Consider the following 19389-nt stretch of genomic DNA (forward strand, 5'->3'; position numbering starts at 1 on the left):
CTAAGCGGAGAAGAGCCCAAAGGCTTATTAGAAGAAGCAAAGAAACAGCTCCATGATGAAGCGGATTATGCTCGCGAGGCTGACTACGCGACACGTTACTATCATGCGCTGAAAGAACACGCTCACTTGGTTGTACCTAGGATTCATCCTCAAATGTCTTCAGAATCGGTGCTCGCCATGGACTTTATTGAAGGCGTCTCGATAGAGCAAATAGAAGGTTACGATCAAAGCACTCGTGATTTTGTGATGCGTAGTTTGCTCGAACTCATGTTCAAGGAGTTGTTCGATTTTAAGATGGTGCAAACCGACCCCAACTTCGCCAACTACCTTTACGTTGAAAACACGCGCCAGATTGGGCTGTTAGATTTTGGGGCAACGCGTGAATACAGCGACCGCTTCAGTGATGGCTATCGTTTGGCCTTTACCTCTGTGATTAATCACGATGAACAAGGACTCAATAACGCGTTAGAGCAGATAGGTTTCTTTAGCGAGACGATTCTTCCCGATCAGCGCCAAGCCATTCTTAACTTAGTGACATTGGCGTGTGAGCCGATGTTGGTCGACGAAGAGTATGATTTTAAAGCCAGTGGACTCGCTCAAAAGCTACGCGAAGCCGGAACTATACTCAGCATGGAACAAGAGTATTGGCACACACCGCCTGCCGATGCCCTATTCCTACACCGTAAAATCGGTGGCATGTATCTGTTAGCCGCTCGCCTTGGTGCAAGGGTGAACATAAGTCGTTTGGTCGCTCCATATCTCATCAGCGATGACACTTGATTAGTTCATAAATAGTGATGGTTAATGATTAGCAGAGTGATCATTTCGTGCTGCGCAAGAGTACTAACAGTTACGCCAACTAAAATGAGCCAAACCTATGAAACCTTCACTGCTTTGCTCCACCGCCCTGATTACAAGTCTAACGAGCTCTATCGCTTTTGCAGCCAGTTGCCCTGAGATACTCAGCGGCAAACAACGTTTGTTAAATTCGAACGAAGAGATAGAGCTGTGTGAAGAGTTTCAAGGTAAAACCCTTTTGGTCGTGAACACAGCTAGCCAATGTGGCTTCACACCACAATTTGAACAGCTAGAGCAATTGCATCAGACCTATAAGGACCAAGGTTTCACGGTTGTTGGCTTTCCAAGTAATGATTTCCGCCAAGACAAAGGAAGCGAAGAGAAATCGGCTAAAGTCTGTTATCTCGACTACGGTGTTACCTTCCCTATGATGGCTCGAGCGTCACTATCTGGCAGTAGCGCTAACCCTGTGTTTGCAGAGATACAACAGCAGGCTGGTGTGACACCCAAATGGAACTTCTACAAATTCTTGATCAGCAAAGAAGGTAAAGTGGTGGCAACCTTCCCTAGCTCGACATCACCAGTAAGTGCGACACTCAAAAATGCAATTGAGCAGCAGTTATGAGATCTGATTACATGGCAACAACTCAAACCCGTAATACCATGGCCAAGCTGGGTTACATGGGGCTAATCCCGTTTCTATTTGGCCTACTGCTGTCTCTGACCGACAGCCAATTCCTAGGCCTGAGCGGCGAGACACTCTTCATCACCTACAGCGTGGTCATATTGAGTTTTTTATCGGGTATTTTGTGGGGAAATGGCATCGAAAATTTCGAAAACCAAACCAGTAACAAGGCTCTGATTCTAAGCAACGTGATTGTGTTAGCCGCATGGCTAGCAATGCTACTTGGGGAACAAAAAGAGTTCATCACTACCTTAATTCTTATCATCGGGTATATTGCGGTTTGGCGAGCAGAAAGGTCGATGAGAGAAGAAAACCAAAGCGAAGGCCCGGATGGCTACTTTGACATGAGAACTCGACTCACTTCTAGCGTGGTATTGATGCATGGTATCGTGATGTTGACCTAGCTCTGTTAGCCTTTAATCAAAGTGTGCGATTTTGAATAAACAGCATTAACAAAACACTAGATGATGAGTTGCATCACCAATCGTGGCTCATCATCACCAAAATAATTCGACTCTTCTTTGATCGTGACAAAACCCATCGATGCATAAAGCGCACAAGCCAATGCATTATTGGGATCCACAGTCAGCAATATCTTCGATTCTTCTGGTAGTGTCGCTATCGCCTGCCCTATCAATGAACGACCAATTCCCATCCCACGATAGTGACCATTAACGGCCAGTGACAGAACCCAATACTCTTGTGGCTTGCCTGTCGGTGTCATCAACACATAACCCGCAACCTGCGAATCTTGTTTCGCCACCAATAAGCCCTTCCCCCAGCAATCAAGTGCCTGACGAAAGAAAAACTGCGGATAGGCGTGGTCGCCAAACAAAGCATGTTCAAGCTGGTAAATATCAGCCAATTCTTGTTTTTCCGCACAGACAATATTCATAGATAGACCTTTATTGATATGACTACAACCACCCTTCAACTACAATCTGCCTTCAACTAAAGCCAACCAAGTTGGCAATTGCTCTCTAAACCAATGAATGTATTTCGAAGCTTCAGGGTTGTTACGCGTGACCAATATATTCGTGACTTCGACTACGATCCAGCTTTTCGCGATGATCAATTGCTTTATTAAATCTTCACGCGGAATCAAGGTGTTATGGCAAAGGTACTGATCAACAATGCGCTCATAATCTGGCAAAGTTCCCATTCGGGAAACGAGCGGAGCCAAATCTATCGCAGGGCTGCCAAAACCAAAACGCTCCCAATCAAATAACACCAGCTGACCGTTGTCTCTTCTCCCCCAGTTTCCTTCGTTGGCATCGCCAGAGACCAAGGTTTTATGGTCAAACAAAACATCACTAAGCTGCTGAATACGCGCCAAACTGTCTTCGGTAACTTGAGGTAGTTTCAGCGAGGCTAATGCAGTCTCGGTTTCATTTATGTGCCAGCAATGCTCTTTGACTTTAAAGCTCGGAACATATTGAGACTGGTGAATACGAGAAAGTTGCTGATATACATCAGAGGTGGTTTGAAGTTCGCTCAATTTCAAAGAGTGCGGAATGTATTCGATATATAAATCATCCCCTTCAACAGCCAACAATTTGGGACTGTGTACACCAGACAACTGCTGTGCTGCATGTTGATAAAAAGAAATCTCTACGCCACCAGCACCTTGCTTTCGAATACAAGGTTCACCATCAAGCTCTGCCAAGGAAACCCGAGCAGAACCCATTTTAGATAGATCTTTGGTATTCATTGAGTGTCTTCCTCGATTTCATCTATAACAAACCTAGCCAGAACCCAGAACTACTGTCGGCTGATCAGTAGATTTGCGCCAGATAGTGCGAGAAACACAGAGCATGCTTTGTTGAAACGCTTGGCCATTTGAGGTTTTGAAAACCAATTTCTTAGGTATAAGCCAAACGCCGCGTAGATAGAAATCGCGAGCATTTCTAACACAAGAAAAGTGCTCCCTAAGATAAAGAATTGCGTGTTTACATTAGCGGTGACATCAACGAATTGAGGTAGGAATGCTGTGAAGATGAGTATCGCTTTTGGGTTACCAGCGGCAAGTGCGAACTCTTGTTTAACAAGACCAAACCAATTCTTATTTCGTTCAATGTCCACAACTGGGCTGGCTTGTGAACGCCATAGGTTGAAGGCAATCCACAATAGATACATTGCACCAAAAAGTTTGATAAGGAAGAACAAGGTTTCAGAAGTATAAAGAACAACAGCCAGACCAGATGCAGCTAACGCGATCATGCCAGAAAATGCCGTAATTCGTCCTAATCCCGCGACGAAAGCCGCTTGAAATCCATAACAACGGGCGTTGTTCACTGATAACAAATTGTTTGGGCCCGGAGTCATATTGAGCGCAAAACAAGCTGGGATAAACAGCAGTAACTTCCAGATTTCCATTAGTGCTTCCTAATTGCAAAATGCCGTAATTATAAAATCGTTAAACAAGATCTTATCTTTTATAACAGCATTTAATATCTTTTGTCACTGCATTACAAAGAAGTACCAATCCTTTGCTACTTCCTCTCAATTAGTTCTCAGAGAGCGTTTCATATTCAGGGTCGGATAGATTATCCGCAAAGCCTATTTCACCCACGAAATAAATGGCACTGGCAATGGTTTCCATTGTTTGGTTTGGTTCGCGCTCCGGCACTTCACCAACCATAGGAACAGCCTGAGGATTGGAGGTGGAATTGCAGACAACGCTAGCACACAGGATATTTTGCTGATCTTGCAAGGAAACTTCCGGCGGGTTGAAGTCAGGAGACAAAACCTCCACCGTTGAAAAATCAGAGGAGCTGTATGAGGTCACTGAAAACAAAGAGAAGAGCAACATCCACTTATTCATATATCTTTCCATAGTTAGCATTCATTGAATCTATAAATACTATCTAATCAAAAAGATTATGAACAGTGTTTTATTGTTCTATTTGAATATTCACTGGCTCCTCGAAGTCCTTCATAGTTCAAATGATCTGCTTTTAGCTAACATGTGAGTGCTTACCGAGCGTAAGTTTATCAAGAAGCGTTTGAGGAATAACAATGACCGAGTATTTAATAAAGGCCACCAGCGTGATTAGAGCAACACAGATACCTAAAACAAAGTCATGAACATTAGCGAGAGCCAAACCAAGAAATCGGTCACAGGCGATCGCTACGACAGCGATGCTGACTGCGGTTACCCATTTACTGTGTTGATACGGCAAATATTCCATCGATTGACTGACAAAATATAGAAGCAACAATCGTAAGGTATACGTTCCGCAAAGAACGAAGATAACACCCCCCACACCAAATATCGGTGTCACTGTAAAATAACCGATGGCAGCCAAGATGGCGCACCCTCCTTGAACCCACATTTGCGACTGACTCGAATCGCCACTGAAACAACCAAGGTTAAGGTAATCACCTGCGTTTTTGATAACACTAATAGCAAGCAAGGCGACAACAAGAGTCCCTGCATAGTGATAGCTGCTTGGCAAAATTAAAGAGATAAAACCGGGTACCGTTAGAATCATCAAAGCGCCCAAAACAATCGCGAAGTTCACTCCGACTAAAGCACTATCTGCACACTTTTTACTACCATCCGGCTGTTGAAGCATAGCGACTCGGTTTGGGAACCACCAAAGCGCATAAGGCTGTAATAGTAAGCCAAGCAGCAATGCAAACTTGCCGCTGACCGCATAAATCGCCAGCTCTTCCACCCCAACAAAGCTCGCCATCACCCAACGGTCTAACCCTGTGATCATGTACATTGAAGCGCCACCCATCAAAGCAGGCACTCCAAACTTTAAGATCTTGGCTGAGTATTTGAAGCAGCCAAAGGTTCCCATCTCTTGCCACTGATAACGCACCAAACAAACCATGAGCAACACGCTAGATACCGCCGCTGAGATCAACACACCATCAATCCCATATCCGGCCTCAAGCAATGCAAAAGTCATTGTGGCTTGAACACCTGCTTTCAAGACATTGAGCAAGCAAAAACGTTTCGCCAACGCGTTCATTCGCATTAAGGTCAGCGGGATAGAAATCGCTCCGTCGAGCATAACAGGGATAAGAAGAAGGAGGATTTGGTACGCCTGAAACTCTACCGGCAGCATAAATATCAATAGCGGCATACTGAGAGCAATTAAAGCTCCTCCAAGCACACACACCAAAACGCTTAACGTAAAGCAGTTCGATACGAGCTTTTTCTTTTCATCACCTTCGGCGACACCCACATAGCGATACATGGCGTCTACGATACCGAAGCTAAAAAGTATCGTCCCGATATCGGCCAACAACACTATCGCTTCTAAAGAGCCATATTCTGCTAACGTCATTTTGTGGGTAATGTACGGGATCATCACCAATGAGATCCCTTTCATCATCACAATGCCAATGGCGTAATAGGCAGACTGTTTTAACGAACCCATAGAGTCACCTATTCCTTACCAAGTTGGCGTTAGGAAACTCTTACAGTCTCCAATAAGGTGTCGTAACGTTCGCTTGTGTGGAGCCATCATCAGAGAGCGAAAACTGAAGGCAACCGCCTGTCTGTCCAGTTGTAAACCTCGATAGTAGTCAGCGTAACCCTCGAGTATTCTCGCCTTTGCGATCTTGAAACTAGAAGATGGTAGGTTCCATCGTTGACTGTTATTTTGGTAATGCTGAAGAATGGACTCTATAGATTGTAGGTTTCTCAATTTGAGGCTTTCCGTTTGAGTGACGGAACTGGCTCTCATTAGGTAGCCAACCTGCACCGAGTTCAACACACCAATCTGGTGATTCTCACTCATTCGAAGCCATAACTCCCAATCTTCCCCATACTTAATATCGGCATCAAAACTGTTGGTTTGAGAGAACACGTCGGCTTTCACCATGACGGTTGAGGTACCAATAACGTTATTTTCAATAATGAACTCTAATGGGTTTTCGATATTGATAAACATCTCGTCTTGGTCTTGAAACTGCGACCAATAACCAAAGCAGTCGACAATCACTTGGTAATCTTCAGTGAGGTGCTCGTAGTTAGTGAAGCTCATTGCGAGATCTGGGTAGCGCTGATGGAACTCAAGTTGTCGTTCGATTTTTTCTGGAAACCAAAAGTCGTCAGCGTCTAAAAAAGCAATGTATTCGCCCGTCGCTTTCTCAATACCTAGGTTCCTAGCTTGAGGAGCACCGACACCCAATGTTGAGATTTTAACAATACGTTCGTCGTGTATCGTCGCAAGATAAGTCGACGTCCCATCATTACTGTTATCATCGATAATGATCAGCTCGACGTCTTGATGCGTCTGTTTAAGCACACTACCAATGGCTTTCGGTAGGTAGTCCAAACAGTTGTAGGTAGGAATAATGATACTCACTTTAGCCATAATGACGTTCTCACATTTATACGTTATATCGCTAACACTGCATGTTCTGTGCCGAGAGCTTAGGCTTACTGGATTGCTTTCATATCAATGAGCTACACACCTATTCGCAAAATGACGACGAGCCGTGAACAACAGAGAAACTCAAAACTCCAATTTGATTACCATTTTGAGAAACCCAGCCCCACCTTCGCGATAACCACAAGAAAGTCATCCCCTTTCCTCTATAATCCCCCCCGAAAACACTCTTTGATCTTGGTTCGTATTTTGCTTAGTTGATTATAGTGGCCTTCATCAAGGGAGCAAAAAATGAAAAAAGTAGCATTTATAGCGCCTACTTATCCTGTCCTCAGTGAGACCTTCATTCAAACTGAAGTCGACTCTGTAAAAGCCTGTGGGCACGACGTCTGCGTGATGACGTTCAAGATAGAGGACAGCGAAAAGTCGTTCGACTATGACATCATAAAAATTGGCAAGGATGTTCGGGCAGGCAAGATAACCAGCATCAACTGGATCGGCTTTGTAAAAGCGCTTTCGTTTGTTTCAAAGCAAAGTAGCATGCCTAAAAATTCACTTTTCGCTTATGGATTTAAGCTGGCGTTACAACTCGCAGAAAAAGACGTTAACCATGTTCATGCGCATTTTTGCCAACACACCACCGCACATGCGATTGTCGCCGCTAAGCTTCTTAACATTACCTGTTCGTTTGTTGCCCATGGCCATGATGTTTACGAGTTTGCTTACGATATTGAGCACAAGATATCATCAAGTGACTTTGTGGTTGCGGTCTGCAAAGACATGCTCACCGATTTCAACAACATGGCAAAAGGGAATATCAAGCTCCTTCACTGCGGTGTAAATACTAAACAGTTCCAACTACACCCAAAAACCGACGCTAAGCAACTTCGCCTCGTTTTTCTTGGCCGATTAGTTGAACAAAAAGGCATTCACCATCTTATTGATGCACTGGCACCGATTGCCCAACCTCTCGACATTCATCTCGATATCGTCGGCACTGGCGATTTAGAACCACAATTAAAAGCACAAGTTGAGCAACAAGGTTTAACACGACACGTCACCTTTCGAGGCGCGAAGCCCCACGAATGGGTGAAAGTGAACCTACCCAATTACGATAGCTTAATCGCACCGTTCTGCTTCTCAGCAACCGGTTGTGTGGACACAGGTCCATTGGTACTTAAAGAAGCGATGGCCGTTGGAACCCCCGTGATTACCACCAATATCATGGGTTGTAAGGAGATTGTCACTCCAGATACAGGGTTTGTGGTTAGCGAGAAAAACGTTGAGGAATTAAGAGAAGCGATTGAGCGTTTTGCGCAGTTGAGCTGCAATGACAAAACAGAGATGGGGATGAGGGCAAGAACAAGAGTGGAAGAGAGTTTTAATTCGTTGAAGCAAGCTCAGCAACTGTCTCACTGGATAGAAAACCCAGCTTAATGCCATAAGAAATAAGAAATAAGAAATAAGCCTCATAAAATGAGGCAGGAACCAGAACAAGCGTTACATTGATGCACACTGTAACGCTTCGATAGTCATATTCTAACTATCCATCCTTCTTAACCCGCTCGCAAAGCTAAGATCTCAGTAAGATCGTCAGTTTCAGTATATCGACTCAAGTCTTGCTCTTTAGAAGCAATCGCCACAATAGACATTCGGTCGGCAAGCTCGTTACCTTCAATACCAACGTGGCCATTAACGTGGTAAATGGTGATTTGAGAAACCAACTCTTGGTAAAGCGCATACGCAGGCTTAATGATGTCGAGGTTTTTTATCTCACCACCCGACTTCGTCCAACCTTTTTTCTCCCAGCCTGTTGCCCATTTGGTAATGCAATCAATCGAGTACTTAGAATCACAATAAATCGCGACAGATAAACCAGCTTTCAGCTTTTCCTTAGCGAGAATAAACGCTTGCTTCAAGCCATGCAGCTCTGCTGTATTATTGGTTCCAACCTGCTGATACAAGCCATACCACAACTCGGTTAACTCGTTATTCAAGTAGACCGCCAAGCCAGTTCCCGCTTCACCAGGGTTCGGCTCACAAGCACCATCAGTGTATATCTTGATATCGAAAGGCATTTCAGCAATTTGCTGCTCAGAAAGAGGCGGGACTTTTGCTTTCTTAGGCTTACCCGCAGCACTTGGCTTGGTCGATGAAGATCCAGATGTTGAAGCAGAACTAGATGCAGAAGATGCTTTACCGCCGAAAGCAGACTCAGCTTCGCCTAATGTTGGAAACGATTTATATCTCGCACCAGCAAAACCATCAACTTGCGATTTACACTCATTCCAAGTGGTAAAAATACCCGGTGTACGACCTTTCCAAACCACATAATACTTCTTAGCCAAATTAACTCCTTACCTGAACCTAAATACACAAATAGTGAATCAATACATTAGAAGTCACCACGCCATACGTTGCAAGGTCAATCAGTCAAAAACAGGTCTAAAGAAGCTACGTTCATAACTAACAATACAATCGACCTCATCAGCAAATTCGAAGGCTTTGATACACTCAGGATCATTTAGCGACTGAGTACGGTACTCTTCATAAACCGCCAAGCTATCAAAAGAGAATAATGCCAACGCGATATTGTTCGCACCCTCTGATGGCAAAAAGTAACCATTGTGTTGACCGCCAAATTTAGCCACTAAAGGAATCCACATTTTTGCGTAGGTCTCGAACTCCTTTGTCTTCTTAGGGTCAATCACATATCGAACATAACAAGTAATCATATTTATACAGACCTTAAATTACGGATAAAATATATAATCAATATTGGGAATCAAGAGAAAAGGAAATCAACCGCGACAAGGTTGTAGAACAAAAACACCGCCATGCTGACGCCTATCGTTAGCAGCACATTACCTGTTTTCCATATCAACAGGCCTGTCACCACCGCACCAATCAAATAAGGATTCTCTAGACTTGGCCAAAATGTTTGTTCTGGTGCAAACACAATCGGCCCCCAAATCGCAGTCAGCACCGCTGGACTTGAATAACGTAGCAAGCGTCGCGCTGTTTGATTTAAGCGAAGTGGGATAGCGGGCTCTAGAAACAGATACCGACTAAAGAACACAATCGCCGTCATGAGTAATATCGTTAACCAAATCATCTCTATTTACCCTCCGCGATTGGCTTATTGCCATTGCTTCGTTCTTGAAATGACTCGCTGAAAAAGCCCGCTAACATGCCAGCAATCGCTGCAATCATTAGCCCGCCTTCAACGTTGTTGACCGACATCGCGACCGAGGTGACCAATGAAACCACCACACACACGACAACAGGCAATGTTCTGATTAATGGAAAAACTAACGCAATAAAGGTAGCGGCCACCGCAAAGTCGAGACCGATTTCATTGAGTGACGGAATCTGACTTCCTGCGACAATACCGACGAAACTCGCGATATTCCAAACCAGATAAAAACCACCGCCCACACCCGCCGCATACCAACGATTGAACTCTTGCTGAGATTGCCCACTGCATATCGCAAACAGTTCATCGGTGAGCCAAAAGCCGAGCAATAACCGCCAGCGAGCCGGAAGATGACTGATTTTGTCACGCATCGATACACTGTATAAAAAGTGCCTTGAGGTGATAAAAAAGGTGGTTAACAACATGGTGCCGAGACCAATACCCGCTTTAAACATGCCTGCAGCGACCAGTTGTGCTGAGCCTGCGAACAGAATCGCTGACATCGCTTGTGCTTGAAGCTGATTCAATCCGGCATCTATTGCGTATGAACCCGCAAGAATCCCCCACGGTATCACCGCGATACTCAAAGGCATTCCAGCTAAAACGCCTTTCCATAACTGAGTGCGCCTATCCATTTTTTTATCCATATTATTCTTTTCTCTCTTCACATTGGCTATTCAATGTAAGAACACCTGAGTGGGTTCGATTGTACAAACTTGCTCGATTTAGTGACCTCATTCAGCACCCACATCTAAAGCATTTTGATGTATTGCCCCGGCGTGTAGCCGTTGGCTTTTTTAAAGTGTCGATGAAAATGACTTTGGTCGTGAAAACCACATTCTTGAGCGGTATCTGAAATAGTATGCCCTTGCTTCAATAACTTACGAGAAAGCCTCAATCGAGACTGGATCTGATACGCATGTGGCGGAAGGCCAAATTCTTTTTGGAAAGAGCGCACCAAATGAAACGGGCTTAAAGCCGCCAGTTTAGACAACTCTTCTAAAGACACATCGGCTTGTGGAAAATCATCTAAGAACTCTTTAACCAGAACAAGCTGACGCTGAGTTTTTCCATCCAATTGAGGCTTAAGGCTCGATTTACCATGTCGACTAATCAGCTTAACCAACATCCCGTACATCAAGGTTTCACGTAACAAGCGATTATCCGATTCATCAATCGCATTGAACACTAGCCTTAATTGGTTAGCGAGTTCAGGATCTTCAACAACGGCTCTTGGGAAATAAGGCGCGCCATAATTCGGTAAGTTAAGTTCTTGAGTGATTTTGGCGAGTTGCTCTGGAAGTGGATACATCGCACGATATGCCCAACCACCGTCAGTGGCAGAGTGTCCACTGTGAACTTCGTCGGCGTTCACCAGAATGATGGCATCTTGTGGTGCGATATGATGCCCGCCCGTTCGATAGAAACGTTGAGCGCCCTGCTCGATAACACCAAGCGTGTAGCCCTCGTGGCTATGGCGTGAGAAGTTCTGCTTTTCATATTCAGCATTCAGGATTTCAAGGCCACCGAGTTCTTCTGTGATCTTATATTCGGCCTTTTCTTTAGAGCTTTTCTTGTTCTCCATAACAATTCCCAAGCCTGTTAATTATCGAGCGACTTATCAGTCTACTCTATAGGCTCTTTCAACTTTTGTACAAAATTGCGCATTTGGCCGTTAATATGTTTTTTGGTCGTTGAATTACATCGCTCGATATTGCTTTCTAATTGCGAGCAAAGTCATGCTGTGCAGGTACTTGGCGAAGAATTGACAAATCAATAGCTTAATCATGTTCATAATTCGCGCCAACCATTAGCAACCGTTCAGAAATATGATGAAGAAAACCTTAGCATTGATCTTTTTCTTAAGCCTCACTGGCTGTACTCACAACCAGTCTAAAGCGCTAAGTATGAATTCCTCGTCGGTTAATACATACCCACAATCGATGTCTAACCTGCAACTGTGCGACACCTTGTATTACGGGCGTTCGAGCAACCAAACACTGGCAGCGATTGGCAGTGAGTTTAATCGAAGAGGGTTATCAAAAAGTTGGTGTGATACCGAAACCAATAAGCTTTATCTAACAAAGACAATTGATTGGGTCGCCGAACAAGTCGAAGACAAAGAAGATTCAGATGAAGAAGCGTCTGCGGTGGTGTTGCCTGCGAATTAAATTAGGAAATTAGAACTGAACGTCTCTTCGCACTTAATTACCTCGTTTGCTTAGGTAACTGTGTGACCTATTTTTACTCAAAAACTCCCAAGTTAACCTTGCTGCGTTCGATGAAAAACAACCGCCTCTTTTCGCTACACAAATATTACGAGGGTACTCCGGCGCAAGAGGAATAACATTTACGCTGGGATGAGATTCTGGAACGGCAAGCTCTGCAACAATAGAAACACCTAAGCCCGCTCTAATCAGAGCAAGTATCGAGGTCAATTGAACAATGGTGTGTTTTTCCTTAAGGCGAGATTTTGATAGCGCAAACCATTCTCCAATGAGCGCCTCGCTGCCCCCTTTACTCAATATAAAATCTCGGTCTTCGATATCCACAGCCGACAAAACTGGCAACTGGGATAAAGGGTCATCTTCATGAACTAAAGCCACCATACGGTCAGTAAAAACTGGGATGATATCTAGATCCAAATACTCTTTATCAACCGTGATTGCAAAATCTACGCGCCCCTCTCGCAATGCCAGTAATGCTTCTTCGTCTGTAAACTCGCTTATTTCAATTTTAATTTGAGGTAAGTGTTGGCTGATCGCATGAATTAGGTTAGGTAAAATATGCGTGGAAGCGGATGCGCCAAAAGAAGCCACTTTCACCTGTCCAGCACCATCTTTTTGAATAAGTCGAAGCTGTCTTAATAGCACTTCTCCCTGCAATTCTTGCTGTTTAGCAAACTCAGCAATTAGCCTTCCTTCCTCAGTTAACAGTAACGGACGACTGTCTCTTCGAATTAAAGCGAAACCTAACACATCTTCAGCACGTCGAAGTGCTTTGCTCGCAGCGGGTTGACTGACTCCTAATACCTGAGCGGCATCAGTGATACTTCCGAGCGCTATTAGCTGTAGCAGTAATTTAGGAACTAATGATGGAATGCTCTCCAAGTCTTCAACCATTTATATAACCTCAAGTTATTTTGATATCTATCTCTATGCTAGCAGACTACTTTTTCCGAAAAATAGAGACTAGTCACCCGGAGAAAACAAATGACTATAGAAACATGGCTAACCTTCTGCCTCGCTTCACTTATCTTAACCATGACGCCAGGTCCCAACATTTTGTTGGGAGTCATTCATTCAATGAAATATGGCGTTAATAAAGCTATTTTTACGGCACTAGGCGATATCTCAGCAAACTTCATACAGATGATCATTGTTGCAATTGGACTTGGCGTCATAATGTCAGCGTCTGAACTAGCGTTCGCCGTTATCAAGTGGCTTGGGGTCACAACATTGCTGTATATGGGTATCAAGATGTTGTTTGATAAACCTGAGTGTGAAGCACAAATAGTCAACAATCCACCCACCGCGATTTCAGGCCACAGACTCTATTTAAGTGGGTTCTTCGTTGCAGCAGGCAACCCCAAAGCGATTGTGTTTTTCACCGCATTCTTCCCCCAGTTCATTGACCCAACCAAACCTTTGTTATCACAAATGTTTGTGATGTGCCCCACAATGGCAGTGTTGGATTTTACGTGGGTTATGATTTACGCCATATCTGCCAAGAAGCTTCTTGGGTTTATGCAAGATCACCCAACGTACTTGAATAAAATCGGTGGCTCAGCGCTTTTAACTGCAGCCATTACACTCGCAGTAACAAGTCACAGATCCAACCTCTAGTCGAGCCAGTAAAGGAAAAAAAGTAAATTGGATTTCATTTGAGAGGAAAAATCGTCTGTTGTAGTGCTGCCTGCAGATTAAGAGGATAACTGATTTAACATCCTTAAATACGCTAACAGTACTTCTGGCAATAGAACTGGGGCTAACTAATTACTATGCATGCCTTTGCTCACATCAATATGTATTCGCATTGAAAAATGTTAACAAGTAGTTAATTATCAGTATCCATTATTACTATAAGGAAATAACAAATGAAATGGATACTTGTTGCATTCGTCAGTGTTTTCTCTGTGTTCACATACGCAAAGGATTGGAAGCAAATTCGTTTTACTGTTGAAGGAGCTTACCCACCATTCAGCTGGACAACGCAAGATGGTCAGCTTGAAGGTTTTGAGGTCGATTTAGCCAACGCGCTTTGTATCGAATTAGGGGTAAAGTGCATCATCTCCAAAACAGATTGGGACGGTATTATCCCTTCGCTCTTGAGTCGTAAGAACGATGCGATAATTGCAGCAATGACGATTACCGAAGAGCGTGAAAAGAAAGTTAACTTCACCATCCCATACGCCAAAGTCCCAACTCGTTTCGTGATGAAGAAAGATCGAGAGATCAATATGAATGACGACAGCTTGAATGACCTAACTATCGGGGTTCAACGTGCAACAATCGGTGATAAGTACCTTTCTGAAATCTACCCTGATGTAGACATTAAACGTTATGGCTCATTCGACGAAGCCTTTACCGATTTACTCAACGGCCGTCTCGATACCGTGTTTGGTGGTTCTATGGGGCTCAATGCGGGCTTTCTTGAAACTGATCAGGGTAAAGACTATCACTTTACAGGCCCTAAATTTACAGAAGAAAAATGGTTCGGTCGTGGTATTGGTGTAGCGGTACGAAAACAAGATAATGAACTCAAAGATCTTATTGATGACGGTATACAACGCTTGATCGACAATGGTCAGCATCAAAAAATCGCAAGTAAGTATTTTTCATACAGTATTTACGAATAGTATGATGGCTTTCAAATCTTGCTGACTGCGATTGTTTATCTTTTGATTGTAAACACAGCAATATTTTTAACTAATGATGGCAAGGTCAATCGTGCCTTGCCCATTAAACTAAACTCAAGCCTTTGCCAACTTAATACGGCGCCACAATCTTCCATCGATGGCTGACAAGCCAATAGCGATCAACAACATGCCAACAAAGTGAATCACTTCTAAAGACTCATTGAGGAACAGAGAACCAAGCAAGATGGCGGAAATAGGCACTAACAAGGTAACGAGTAATACATTGGTCGCCCCTGCCAGTTCTAGAATTTTAAAGTACAGAACATACGCGACCGCTGTCGATAAAACTGCAAGCCCAGCGATAGCCGCCCATGTATCTCCACTCATTGCTACAACATCAAGTGGGCCATCCACCAATAACGCAACAGGGGTTAAAACAATCGTTGATGCTGTTACTTGCCCTGCCGCTGTGATAATCGGATTGATCTCCATAGCTTTGAATCGACGACCGTACACTCCTGCAAAAGCGTATGACAAAGCAGCCGCGATGATTGCCAACTGAGCAATAAAACTGCCACCTCCGCTCAAAGCAGGCAGCCCTATCATCACAACCACACCAACAAAACCAATGCCGACACCCACGAGTTTTAGCGGTGTTACACGCTCATCAGGTAATAGTATTCCTGCCACCACAACCGCGAAGATCGGTGTCGCTGCGTTAAGAATCGACGCTAGCCCAGACGCAATTTGAGTTTGTCCCCAGACGATAAGCGCGAACGGGACGACATTATTAAGTAAACCCATTCCTAAAAAAGCCCCCCAAACACGCAACTCTTTAGGCGGGCGAAGCCCTATCATCAAAGCAATAATCCACAAAGTGATGGCAGCAATTCCCACTCTAAGCGCGACTATGGTTAACGGAGGAAGATCAGTAACCACAACACCAACGAAGAAGAACGACCCTCCCCATAGCATGGAAAGAACAATCAGCATTGCCCACACACGGGCATTCATTGAGATATTAATAGTCGATGTCATGGTTAAGTTCACTCTTGAATAATTGGTATGTGATCAATCTTAGCGACCCACAGAAATACAAAACATCCGATTTTTGCGTTATATCTATATTGTTCAATCCAAGCGCTATTGAACCTCAAGTGCTTATAATAAAATTAGTCAGCAAGAAACGGATGGAACCATCACCGAACATGCGGTTAGATAGTGATAGACCAGTAATTAAGTAGAGATTAAGCCATGCCAATGCCACCAGAACTCGAAATGAGAAAAGCGATAGCCGTCAGAGACAAGTCTTTCGACGGGCAATTTTTCTATGGTGTTATCACTACGGGTGTTTATTGCTTGCCATCGTGTTCTGCGAGGCCTGCAAAACCTGAGAACTTGAGGTTCTTTGAAAGCATTGAAATGGCGATGTTGGCAGGCTTCAGGCCATGCAAACGCTGCCACCCTTTTCCGGGAAACTCTCGAGTAGAAAAATTGGTAGAAGTTGCACGCCACATTGAAGCACACGCTGATGAGAAACTCACACTTTCTAGCTTAGGTGAAATTGCGGAATTATCTCCCTCACGATTACAAAGGCTGTTCAAAGAAGCATTCGGAGTGTCACCTAAAGCGTATCAAGATGCCGTTCGAATGCGTCACTTTAAGAGCTCTCTAAAACAAGGGGACGGCGTAACCGACGCCATCTACGCCTCTGGTTTTGGCTCAATCAGTCGTGTTTATGGAGAAGCAACTCGCAACATCGGTATGGCACCAAAAGCCTATCGAGCAGGAGGCGCTGGCGAAACGATCAATTATGCATGCCGCCAAACTTCACTCGGTTTCATGATGATGGCCGCGACCGATAAAGGCGTCTGTTTCGTGCAATTTGGTGACAATGAACAAACACTATTAGAGCAATTGCGTAGCGAGTTCCCAAAAGCCGAACTGACAATTTCTGCGTCACTAGATACGCCCGAGTTGGATTTCTGGATAGAAGCTCTCGATCAGCACATCAGTCAAGGCACCCCAAGACCTGATTTGCCACTCGATATTCGAGGAACTGCATTTCAGATTAAGGTATGGCAATTTTTATTGAGCATCAAAGAAGGCGATATTGTCAGCTACAGTGAAGTAGCTAGTGAGATCGACAAACCAAAAGCCGTTCGAGCGGTAGCATCAGCTTGTGGTAAAAACCGGATTGGCGTGCTAATACCTTGCCATCGCGTTCTGAGAAGTAATGGCGAGCTAGGTGGATACCGTTGGGGATTGGAACGTAAACGCGCGTTATTAGATAAAGAGCGATTAGTACGAGACAAGTAAGCGCTAGAGTAGCTAATCAATAGACTTGAAGACGTTATTTAAAATTACAATTTAAAAGCTTCAGATAGCAAAAAGCCGCTCATTAAGAGCGGCTTTTTATATGGGTGGAAGCCCCAGCCACATCCCGGCACACACGTCGCCTGCTGCGGCTGCTCCCTTCCAGGCCTGACCGAGTTCACAAGTTAGTGTTGCGGGAGGACCAGAGCCTCCATAGATTCTTTTTCTAAGAGGCTTGCCTCAAAGAGTGATTGGATTATTAAGCATCGCAGCAACCATTGCAAGCTCTTCGACCCTATTTTTGAACAATTGCTGTCTAAGTGCTTATCCTTTATTCAAACCACTAGAAAATCGCAGGTAAATTCACCATTTACCTGAGTTCTAAGGGCTTGAGTTTCTGTAGTGTTAGATATCGATGTCTTCGTTATCTTCGGTGCGAAGGATGTAATCTGTCATCCATGCCGTGCCTAACAGGCACAACCAAACCACAAATACCGGGCTTGGCACCTCAATGCTTGGGGTAATCACCAAAGCAGCAAAACCGACCGTTGGTAATGTCCAACACAATAGCTTATTCCATCGGAAGGTTTTCAAACGCGTCAGTGTTTCCATCGATGCCATGATGCCTGTAACACACAAGGCAACCAAAGCCGCGTAAGGTAAATCGGCCATCCATAATGGAAGAATCAAGCCTAATGACCACCAGCTGTGCCGGCTGGCTGGCTTAAGGTGATTCGCCGCCCACCAAATCATGATGATCGACAAGGTTTGCAGTGTGGTAACCCAAGGTGCGCCATCAAGCTTACCTGCGGATTGGGTCACCATAATCCCGACTTGTAGGGTCGCGACAATTAACCCCGAAATAATAACAACCGACAAGCTACTGCGTTTTGAAAAGACCACCATCAATAATGGGAATAGCACCCAAGCACTAACAGAGAGCGTGATGGGTTGTAGGGGCAGCGTTAAGCCGTAAGTCGTCATGGAAATAAGCAGAACTAATCCTGCAATTCCGCCCTGCGGTAATATCCATAATGCAGGGATGACCATTGCAAGCACTGGGATGTCTCCCTCACTTAAACTGATTGCTCTCGCACAAACAACGGCTAATAATGTGGTTATCAAGAACTGAAACGTTGAAAATACCATAGCCCTCTCCTTCTACCGATCCGTGGTATTAATGAACTAGGAATTTTTAGTATGGACCAATTTTTGCCCCAAATCTTTGCAGTGATTCACCAAATTCCATATGGAAAAGTAACAACTTATGGAGACATAGCACGTTTTTCAGGTTTTCCGGGGTATGCACGACATGTCGGTAAAGCATTAGGTAACTTACCAGAAGGTAGCAAACTGCCTTGGTATCGGGTGATCAACAGTAAGGGCGAGATATCTTTGAAAGGTGATTCGTTTGATCGCCAGAAGAAGCATCTGGTCGAAGAAGGGATTGAAGTAAGCGATACAGGAAGGGTTAAACTCAGAATATACAAATGGCAGCCCTAGAGCTGCCATTAATCACCTAGTTAGCTAGAAGGCGAATGAGCTAATCAACGAACCAACTAGCCAAGATGCCTTAATATTGGCATCCATTTCTAATTAACGAACACCAACCAAGCGTAGGTCTGCTTGTTGCGTGTTTTCTACGTCGGTAATCACTGACTTAATTGTGTCAGTTGTGAAACGCAGTTTGCCGTCAACATGAATCGTTGCGCGCATGTTGTAGCGGTGGTTCGGTTGAATCTTGTTGTTGTCGTAGCTCAGCTCGAATGCGAACGGTACTTGCTTACCGTCAGTAGTGAATTCTTGAGTCGCGATAACGGTCGATGGTGCGTCAGCCAGTGAAATATCTTCTAGCGTTACGGTAACCACTGCATTCTCGGGCAATGCAATTCTTTCGCGATAGCTTACTGTTCCTGAAATCACTTGAGCGTTCTCTGCAACCACTTCCTGAGAAGTGTTCGTTTCTGATGTTGCTTGGCAACCAACAAGTAGGCCAAACGATACTAAAGACGTAATAAGAATTAGAGCCTTTTTCATATTCAATTTCTCTCAACATGTTTGCCGGACTCGGCAAATCTACCCACCAATTATAAGAGAGCTTTCATATTCTGTCTTGAAACTCTATGATTTATTGACAGATATCTGACTAAGCTAAATGATTAGCACCATAATCTGACACTCATTT

24 protein-coding genes and 1 other RNA gene are annotated in these 19389 nt (G+C 44.2%); 9 read left to right on the plus strand and 16 right to left on the minus strand.

The window, feature by feature from the left end:
* The 3 genes from BCT49_RS04185 to BCT49_RS04195 form a co-directional block, all read left to right on the plus strand.
* Positions 1-780, plus strand: a 780-nt coding sequence (locus BCT49_RS04185) for an AarF/UbiB family protein (protein WP_241908030.1), incomplete at its 5' end; no start/stop codon positions are given.
* Positions 781-877: 97 nt separating this feature from the next.
* On the plus strand, positions 878-1423 hold the full coding sequence (locus tag BCT49_RS04190; protein WP_102434265.1) for a glutathione peroxidase: 546 nt from the start codon (positions 878-880) through the stop codon (positions 1421-1423).
* Complete coding sequence (locus tag BCT49_RS04195) at positions 1420-1887, plus strand: DUF3429 domain-containing protein (RefSeq protein ID WP_102434266.1); 468 nt, start codon at positions 1420-1422, stop codon at positions 1885-1887. Before BCT49_RS04190 ends, BCT49_RS04195 begins: the two co-directional genes overlap by 4 nt.
* Positions 1888-1943: 56 nt before the next feature.
* Here BCT49_RS04195 and BCT49_RS04200 read toward each other — a convergent pair whose 3' ends face one another.
* The 6 genes from BCT49_RS04200 to BCT49_RS04225 all read right to left on the minus strand — a co-directional run bounded on the left by BCT49_RS04200 (position 1944) and on the right by BCT49_RS04225 (position 6819).
* Positions 1944-2378 (minus strand): GNAT family N-acetyltransferase, encoded by a 435-nt coding sequence (locus BCT49_RS04200; protein ID WP_102434293.1) that lies wholly within the window; start codon positions 2376-2378, stop codon positions 1944-1946.
* A 39-nt stretch (positions 2379-2417) separates the two neighbouring features.
* Positions 2418-3194, minus strand: coding sequence for a phosphotransferase family protein (locus BCT49_RS04205; protein ID WP_102434267.1), 777 nt, complete (start codon positions 3192-3194; stop codon positions 2418-2420).
* Positions 3195-3244: 50 nt separating this feature from the next.
* Positions 3245-3859, minus strand: coding sequence for a LysE family translocator (locus BCT49_RS04210; protein ID WP_102434268.1), 615 nt, complete (start codon positions 3857-3859; stop codon positions 3245-3247).
* A 130-nt stretch (positions 3860-3989) separates the two neighbouring features.
* Positions 3990-4307 (minus strand): hypothetical protein, encoded by a 318-nt coding sequence (locus tag BCT49_RS04215; protein WP_241908031.1) that lies wholly within the window; start codon positions 4305-4307, stop codon positions 3990-3992.
* Between the two features lie 133 nt (positions 4308-4440).
* The gene (locus BCT49_RS04220) at positions 4441-5877 is read right to left on the minus strand and encodes a lipopolysaccharide biosynthesis protein (RefSeq protein ID WP_102434270.1); all 1437 of its coding nucleotides are present in this window, start codon (positions 5875-5877) and stop codon (positions 4441-4443) included.
* Between the two features lie 15 nt (positions 5878-5892).
* Positions 5893-6819 (minus strand): glycosyltransferase family 2 protein, encoded by a 927-nt coding sequence (locus BCT49_RS04225; protein WP_102434271.1) that lies wholly within the window; start codon positions 6817-6819, stop codon positions 5893-5895.
* A gap of 306 nt (positions 6820-7125) precedes the next feature.
* Here BCT49_RS04225 and BCT49_RS04230 point away from each other — a divergent pair, with 306 nt between their 5' ends.
* Positions 7126-8271, plus strand: a complete 1146-nt coding sequence (locus tag BCT49_RS04230) for a glycosyltransferase family 4 protein (protein WP_102434272.1) — start codon at positions 7126-7128, stop codon at positions 8269-8271.
* Positions 8272-8390: 119 nt separating this feature from the next.
* Here the strand turns inward: BCT49_RS04230 and BCT49_RS04235 are convergent, their stop codons facing one another.
* The 5 genes from BCT49_RS04235 to BCT49_RS04255 all read right to left on the minus strand — a co-directional run bounded on the left by BCT49_RS04235 (position 8391) and on the right by BCT49_RS04255 (position 11615).
* A complete protein-coding gene (locus tag BCT49_RS04235; RefSeq protein WP_102434273.1) occupies positions 8391-9182 on the minus strand; it encodes a ribonuclease H family protein in 792 nt (263 codons plus the stop codon).
* An 81-nt stretch (positions 9183-9263) separates the two neighbouring features.
* Positions 9264-9569: an NIPSNAP family protein gene (locus BCT49_RS04240; protein WP_102434274.1), complete on the minus strand. Its 306-nt coding sequence runs from the start codon at positions 9567-9569 to the stop codon at positions 9264-9266.
* 50 nt (positions 9570-9619) lie between these two features.
* On the minus strand, positions 9620-9949 hold the full coding sequence (locus BCT49_RS04245) for an AzlD domain-containing protein (RefSeq protein ID WP_102434275.1): 330 nt from the start codon (positions 9947-9949) through the stop codon (positions 9620-9622).
* Positions 9950-9951: 2 nt separating this feature from the next.
* The gene (locus BCT49_RS04250) at positions 9952-10677 is read right to left on the minus strand and encodes an AzlC family ABC transporter permease (RefSeq protein WP_102434276.1); all 726 of its coding nucleotides are present in this window, start codon (positions 10675-10677) and stop codon (positions 9952-9954) included.
* A gap of 104 nt (positions 10678-10781) precedes the next feature.
* On the minus strand, positions 10782-11615 hold the full coding sequence (locus BCT49_RS04255) for an AraC family transcriptional regulator (RefSeq protein WP_102434277.1): 834 nt from the start codon (positions 11613-11615) through the stop codon (positions 10782-10784).
* 247 nt (positions 11616-11862) lie between these two features.
* On the opposite strand from BCT49_RS04255, the gene BCT49_RS04260 reads away from it, so the two are divergent.
* Positions 11863-12201, plus strand: a complete 339-nt coding sequence (locus tag BCT49_RS04260; protein WP_102434278.1) for a hypothetical protein — start codon at positions 11863-11865, stop codon at positions 12199-12201.
* 33 nt (positions 12202-12234) lie between these two features.
* On the opposite strand, the gene BCT49_RS04265 is transcribed toward BCT49_RS04260, so the two are convergent.
* The gene (locus BCT49_RS04265; RefSeq protein ID WP_102434279.1) at positions 12235-13152 is read right to left on the minus strand and encodes a LysR family transcriptional regulator; all 918 of its coding nucleotides are present in this window, start codon (positions 13150-13152) and stop codon (positions 12235-12237) included.
* A gap of 90 nt (positions 13153-13242) precedes the next feature.
* On the opposite strand from BCT49_RS04265, the gene BCT49_RS04270 reads away from it, so the two are divergent.
* Both BCT49_RS04270 and BCT49_RS04275 read left to right on the plus strand, forming a co-directional pair.
* Positions 13243-13875: a LysE family translocator gene (locus tag BCT49_RS04270; RefSeq protein WP_102434280.1), complete on the plus strand. Its 633-nt coding sequence runs from the start codon at positions 13243-13245 to the stop codon at positions 13873-13875.
* 251 nt (positions 13876-14126) lie between these two features.
* On the plus strand, positions 14127-14888 hold the full coding sequence (locus BCT49_RS04275; RefSeq protein ID WP_102434281.1) for a transporter substrate-binding domain-containing protein: 762 nt from the start codon (positions 14127-14129) through the stop codon (positions 14886-14888).
* 114 nt (positions 14889-15002) lie between these two features.
* Here the strand turns inward: BCT49_RS04275 and BCT49_RS04280 are convergent, their stop codons facing one another.
* Complete coding sequence (locus BCT49_RS04280; RefSeq protein WP_102434282.1) at positions 15003-15926, minus strand: DMT family transporter; 924 nt, start codon at positions 15924-15926, stop codon at positions 15003-15005.
* A gap of 216 nt (positions 15927-16142) precedes the next feature.
* On the opposite strand from BCT49_RS04280, the gene BCT49_RS04285 reads away from it, so the two are divergent.
* Positions 16143-17207 (plus strand): bifunctional transcriptional activator/DNA repair enzyme AdaA, encoded by a 1065-nt coding sequence (locus BCT49_RS04285; protein ID WP_102434283.1) that lies wholly within the window; start codon positions 16143-16145, stop codon positions 17205-17207.
* A gap of 108 nt (positions 17208-17315) precedes the next feature.
* On the opposite strand, the gene ffs is transcribed toward BCT49_RS04285, so the two are convergent.
* Both ffs and BCT49_RS04295 read right to left on the minus strand, forming a co-directional pair.
* An RNA gene (gene ffs, locus BCT49_RS04290) (signal recognition particle sRNA small type) lies at positions 17316-17412 on the minus strand.
* 197 nt (positions 17413-17609) lie between these two features.
* The gene (locus BCT49_RS04295) at positions 17610-18353 is read right to left on the minus strand and encodes a hypothetical protein (RefSeq protein WP_102434284.1); all 744 of its coding nucleotides are present in this window, start codon (positions 18351-18353) and stop codon (positions 17610-17612) included.
* Between the two features lie 51 nt (positions 18354-18404).
* Between BCT49_RS04295 and BCT49_RS04300 the strand changes: the two genes are divergently transcribed.
* Positions 18405-18707, plus strand: a complete 303-nt coding sequence (locus BCT49_RS04300) for an MGMT family protein (protein WP_102434285.1) — start codon at positions 18405-18407, stop codon at positions 18705-18707.
* Positions 18708-18800: 93 nt separating this feature from the next.
* On the opposite strand, the gene BCT49_RS04305 is transcribed toward BCT49_RS04300, so the two are convergent.
* Entirely contained in the window at positions 18801-19241 is a 441-nt protein-coding gene (locus tag BCT49_RS04305) for a YbaY family lipoprotein (RefSeq protein WP_065103959.1), read from the minus strand.
* Between the last annotated feature and the right edge of the window lie 148 nt (positions 19242-19389).

Source organism: Vibrio lentus (assembly GCF_002875945.1).
GTDB classification, from domain to species: Bacteria; Pseudomonadota; Gammaproteobacteria; order Enterobacterales; family Vibrionaceae; genus Vibrio; species Vibrio apostichopi.

What these genes read in the sequence shown, in the direction of transcription:
- BCT49_RS04240 (WP_102434274.1), bottom strand. Translation starts at nt 9,569, where the DNA reads ATGATTACTTGTTATGTTCGATATGTGATTGACCCTAAGAAGACAAAG.
- BCT49_RS04250 (WP_102434276.1), bottom strand. Translation starts at nt 10,677, where the DNA reads ATGGATAAAAAAATGGATAGGCGCACTCAGTTATGGAAAGGCGTTTTA.
- BCT49_RS04275 (WP_102434281.1), top strand. Translation starts at nt 14,127, where the DNA reads ATGAAATGGATACTTGTTGCATTCGTCAGTGTTTTCTCTGTGTTCACA.
- BCT49_RS04300 (WP_102434285.1), top strand. Translation starts at nt 18,405, where the DNA reads ATGGACCAATTTTTGCCCCAAATCTTTGCAGTGATTCACCAAATTCCA.
- BCT49_RS04260 (WP_102434278.1), top strand. Translation starts at nt 11,863, where the DNA reads ATGAAGAAAACCTTAGCATTGATCTTTTTCTTAAGCCTCACTGGCTGT.
- BCT49_RS04215 (WP_241908031.1), bottom strand. Translation starts at nt 4,307, where the DNA reads ATGAATAAGTGGATGTTGCTCTTCTCTTTGTTTTCAGTGACCTCATAC.
- BCT49_RS04245 (WP_102434275.1), bottom strand. Translation starts at nt 9,949, where the DNA reads ATGATTTGGTTAACGATATTACTCATGACGGCGATTGTGTTCTTTAGT.
- BCT49_RS04210 (WP_102434268.1), bottom strand. Translation starts at nt 3,859, where the DNA reads ATGGAAATCTGGAAGTTACTGCTGTTTATCCCAGCTTGTTTTGCGCTC.
- BCT49_RS04255 (WP_102434277.1), bottom strand. Translation starts at nt 11,615, where the DNA reads ATGGAGAACAAGAAAAGCTCTAAAGAAAAGGCCGAATATAAGATCACA.
- BCT49_RS04195 (WP_102434266.1), top strand. Translation starts at nt 1,420, where the DNA reads ATGAGATCTGATTACATGGCAACAACTCAAACCCGTAATACCATGGCC.
- BCT49_RS04270 (WP_102434280.1), top strand. Translation starts at nt 13,243, where the DNA reads ATGACTATAGAAACATGGCTAACCTTCTGCCTCGCTTCACTTATCTTA.
- BCT49_RS04280 (WP_102434282.1), bottom strand. Translation starts at nt 15,926, where the DNA reads ATGACATCGACTATTAATATCTCAATGAATGCCCGTGTGTGGGCAATG.
- BCT49_RS04265 (WP_102434279.1), bottom strand. Translation starts at nt 13,152, where the DNA reads ATGGTTGAAGACTTGGAGAGCATTCCATCATTAGTTCCTAAATTACTG.
- BCT49_RS04225 (WP_102434271.1), bottom strand. Translation starts at nt 6,819, where the DNA reads ATGGCTAAAGTGAGTATCATTATTCCTACCTACAACTGTTTGGACTAC.
- BCT49_RS04190 (WP_102434265.1), top strand. Translation starts at nt 878, where the DNA reads ATGAAACCTTCACTGCTTTGCTCCACCGCCCTGATTACAAGTCTAACG.
- BCT49_RS04220 (WP_102434270.1), bottom strand. Translation starts at nt 5,877, where the DNA reads ATGGGTTCGTTAAAACAGTCTGCCTATTACGCCATTGGCATTGTGATG.
- BCT49_RS04285 (WP_102434283.1), top strand. Translation starts at nt 16,143, where the DNA reads ATGCCAATGCCACCAGAACTCGAAATGAGAAAAGCGATAGCCGTCAGA.
- BCT49_RS04205 (WP_102434267.1), bottom strand. Translation starts at nt 3,194, where the DNA reads ATGAATACCAAAGATCTATCTAAAATGGGTTCTGCTCGGGTTTCCTTG.
- BCT49_RS04230 (WP_102434272.1), top strand. Translation starts at nt 7,126, where the DNA reads ATGAAAAAAGTAGCATTTATAGCGCCTACTTATCCTGTCCTCAGTGAG.
- BCT49_RS04200 (WP_102434293.1), bottom strand. Translation starts at nt 2,378, where the DNA reads ATGAATATTGTCTGTGCGGAAAAACAAGAATTGGCTGATATTTACCAG.
- BCT49_RS04295 (WP_102434284.1), bottom strand. Translation starts at nt 18,353, where the DNA reads ATGGTATTTTCAACGTTTCAGTTCTTGATAACCACATTATTAGCCGTT.
- BCT49_RS04305 (WP_065103959.1), bottom strand. Translation starts at nt 19,241, where the DNA reads ATGAAAAAGGCTCTAATTCTTATTACGTCTTTAGTATCGTTTGGCCTA.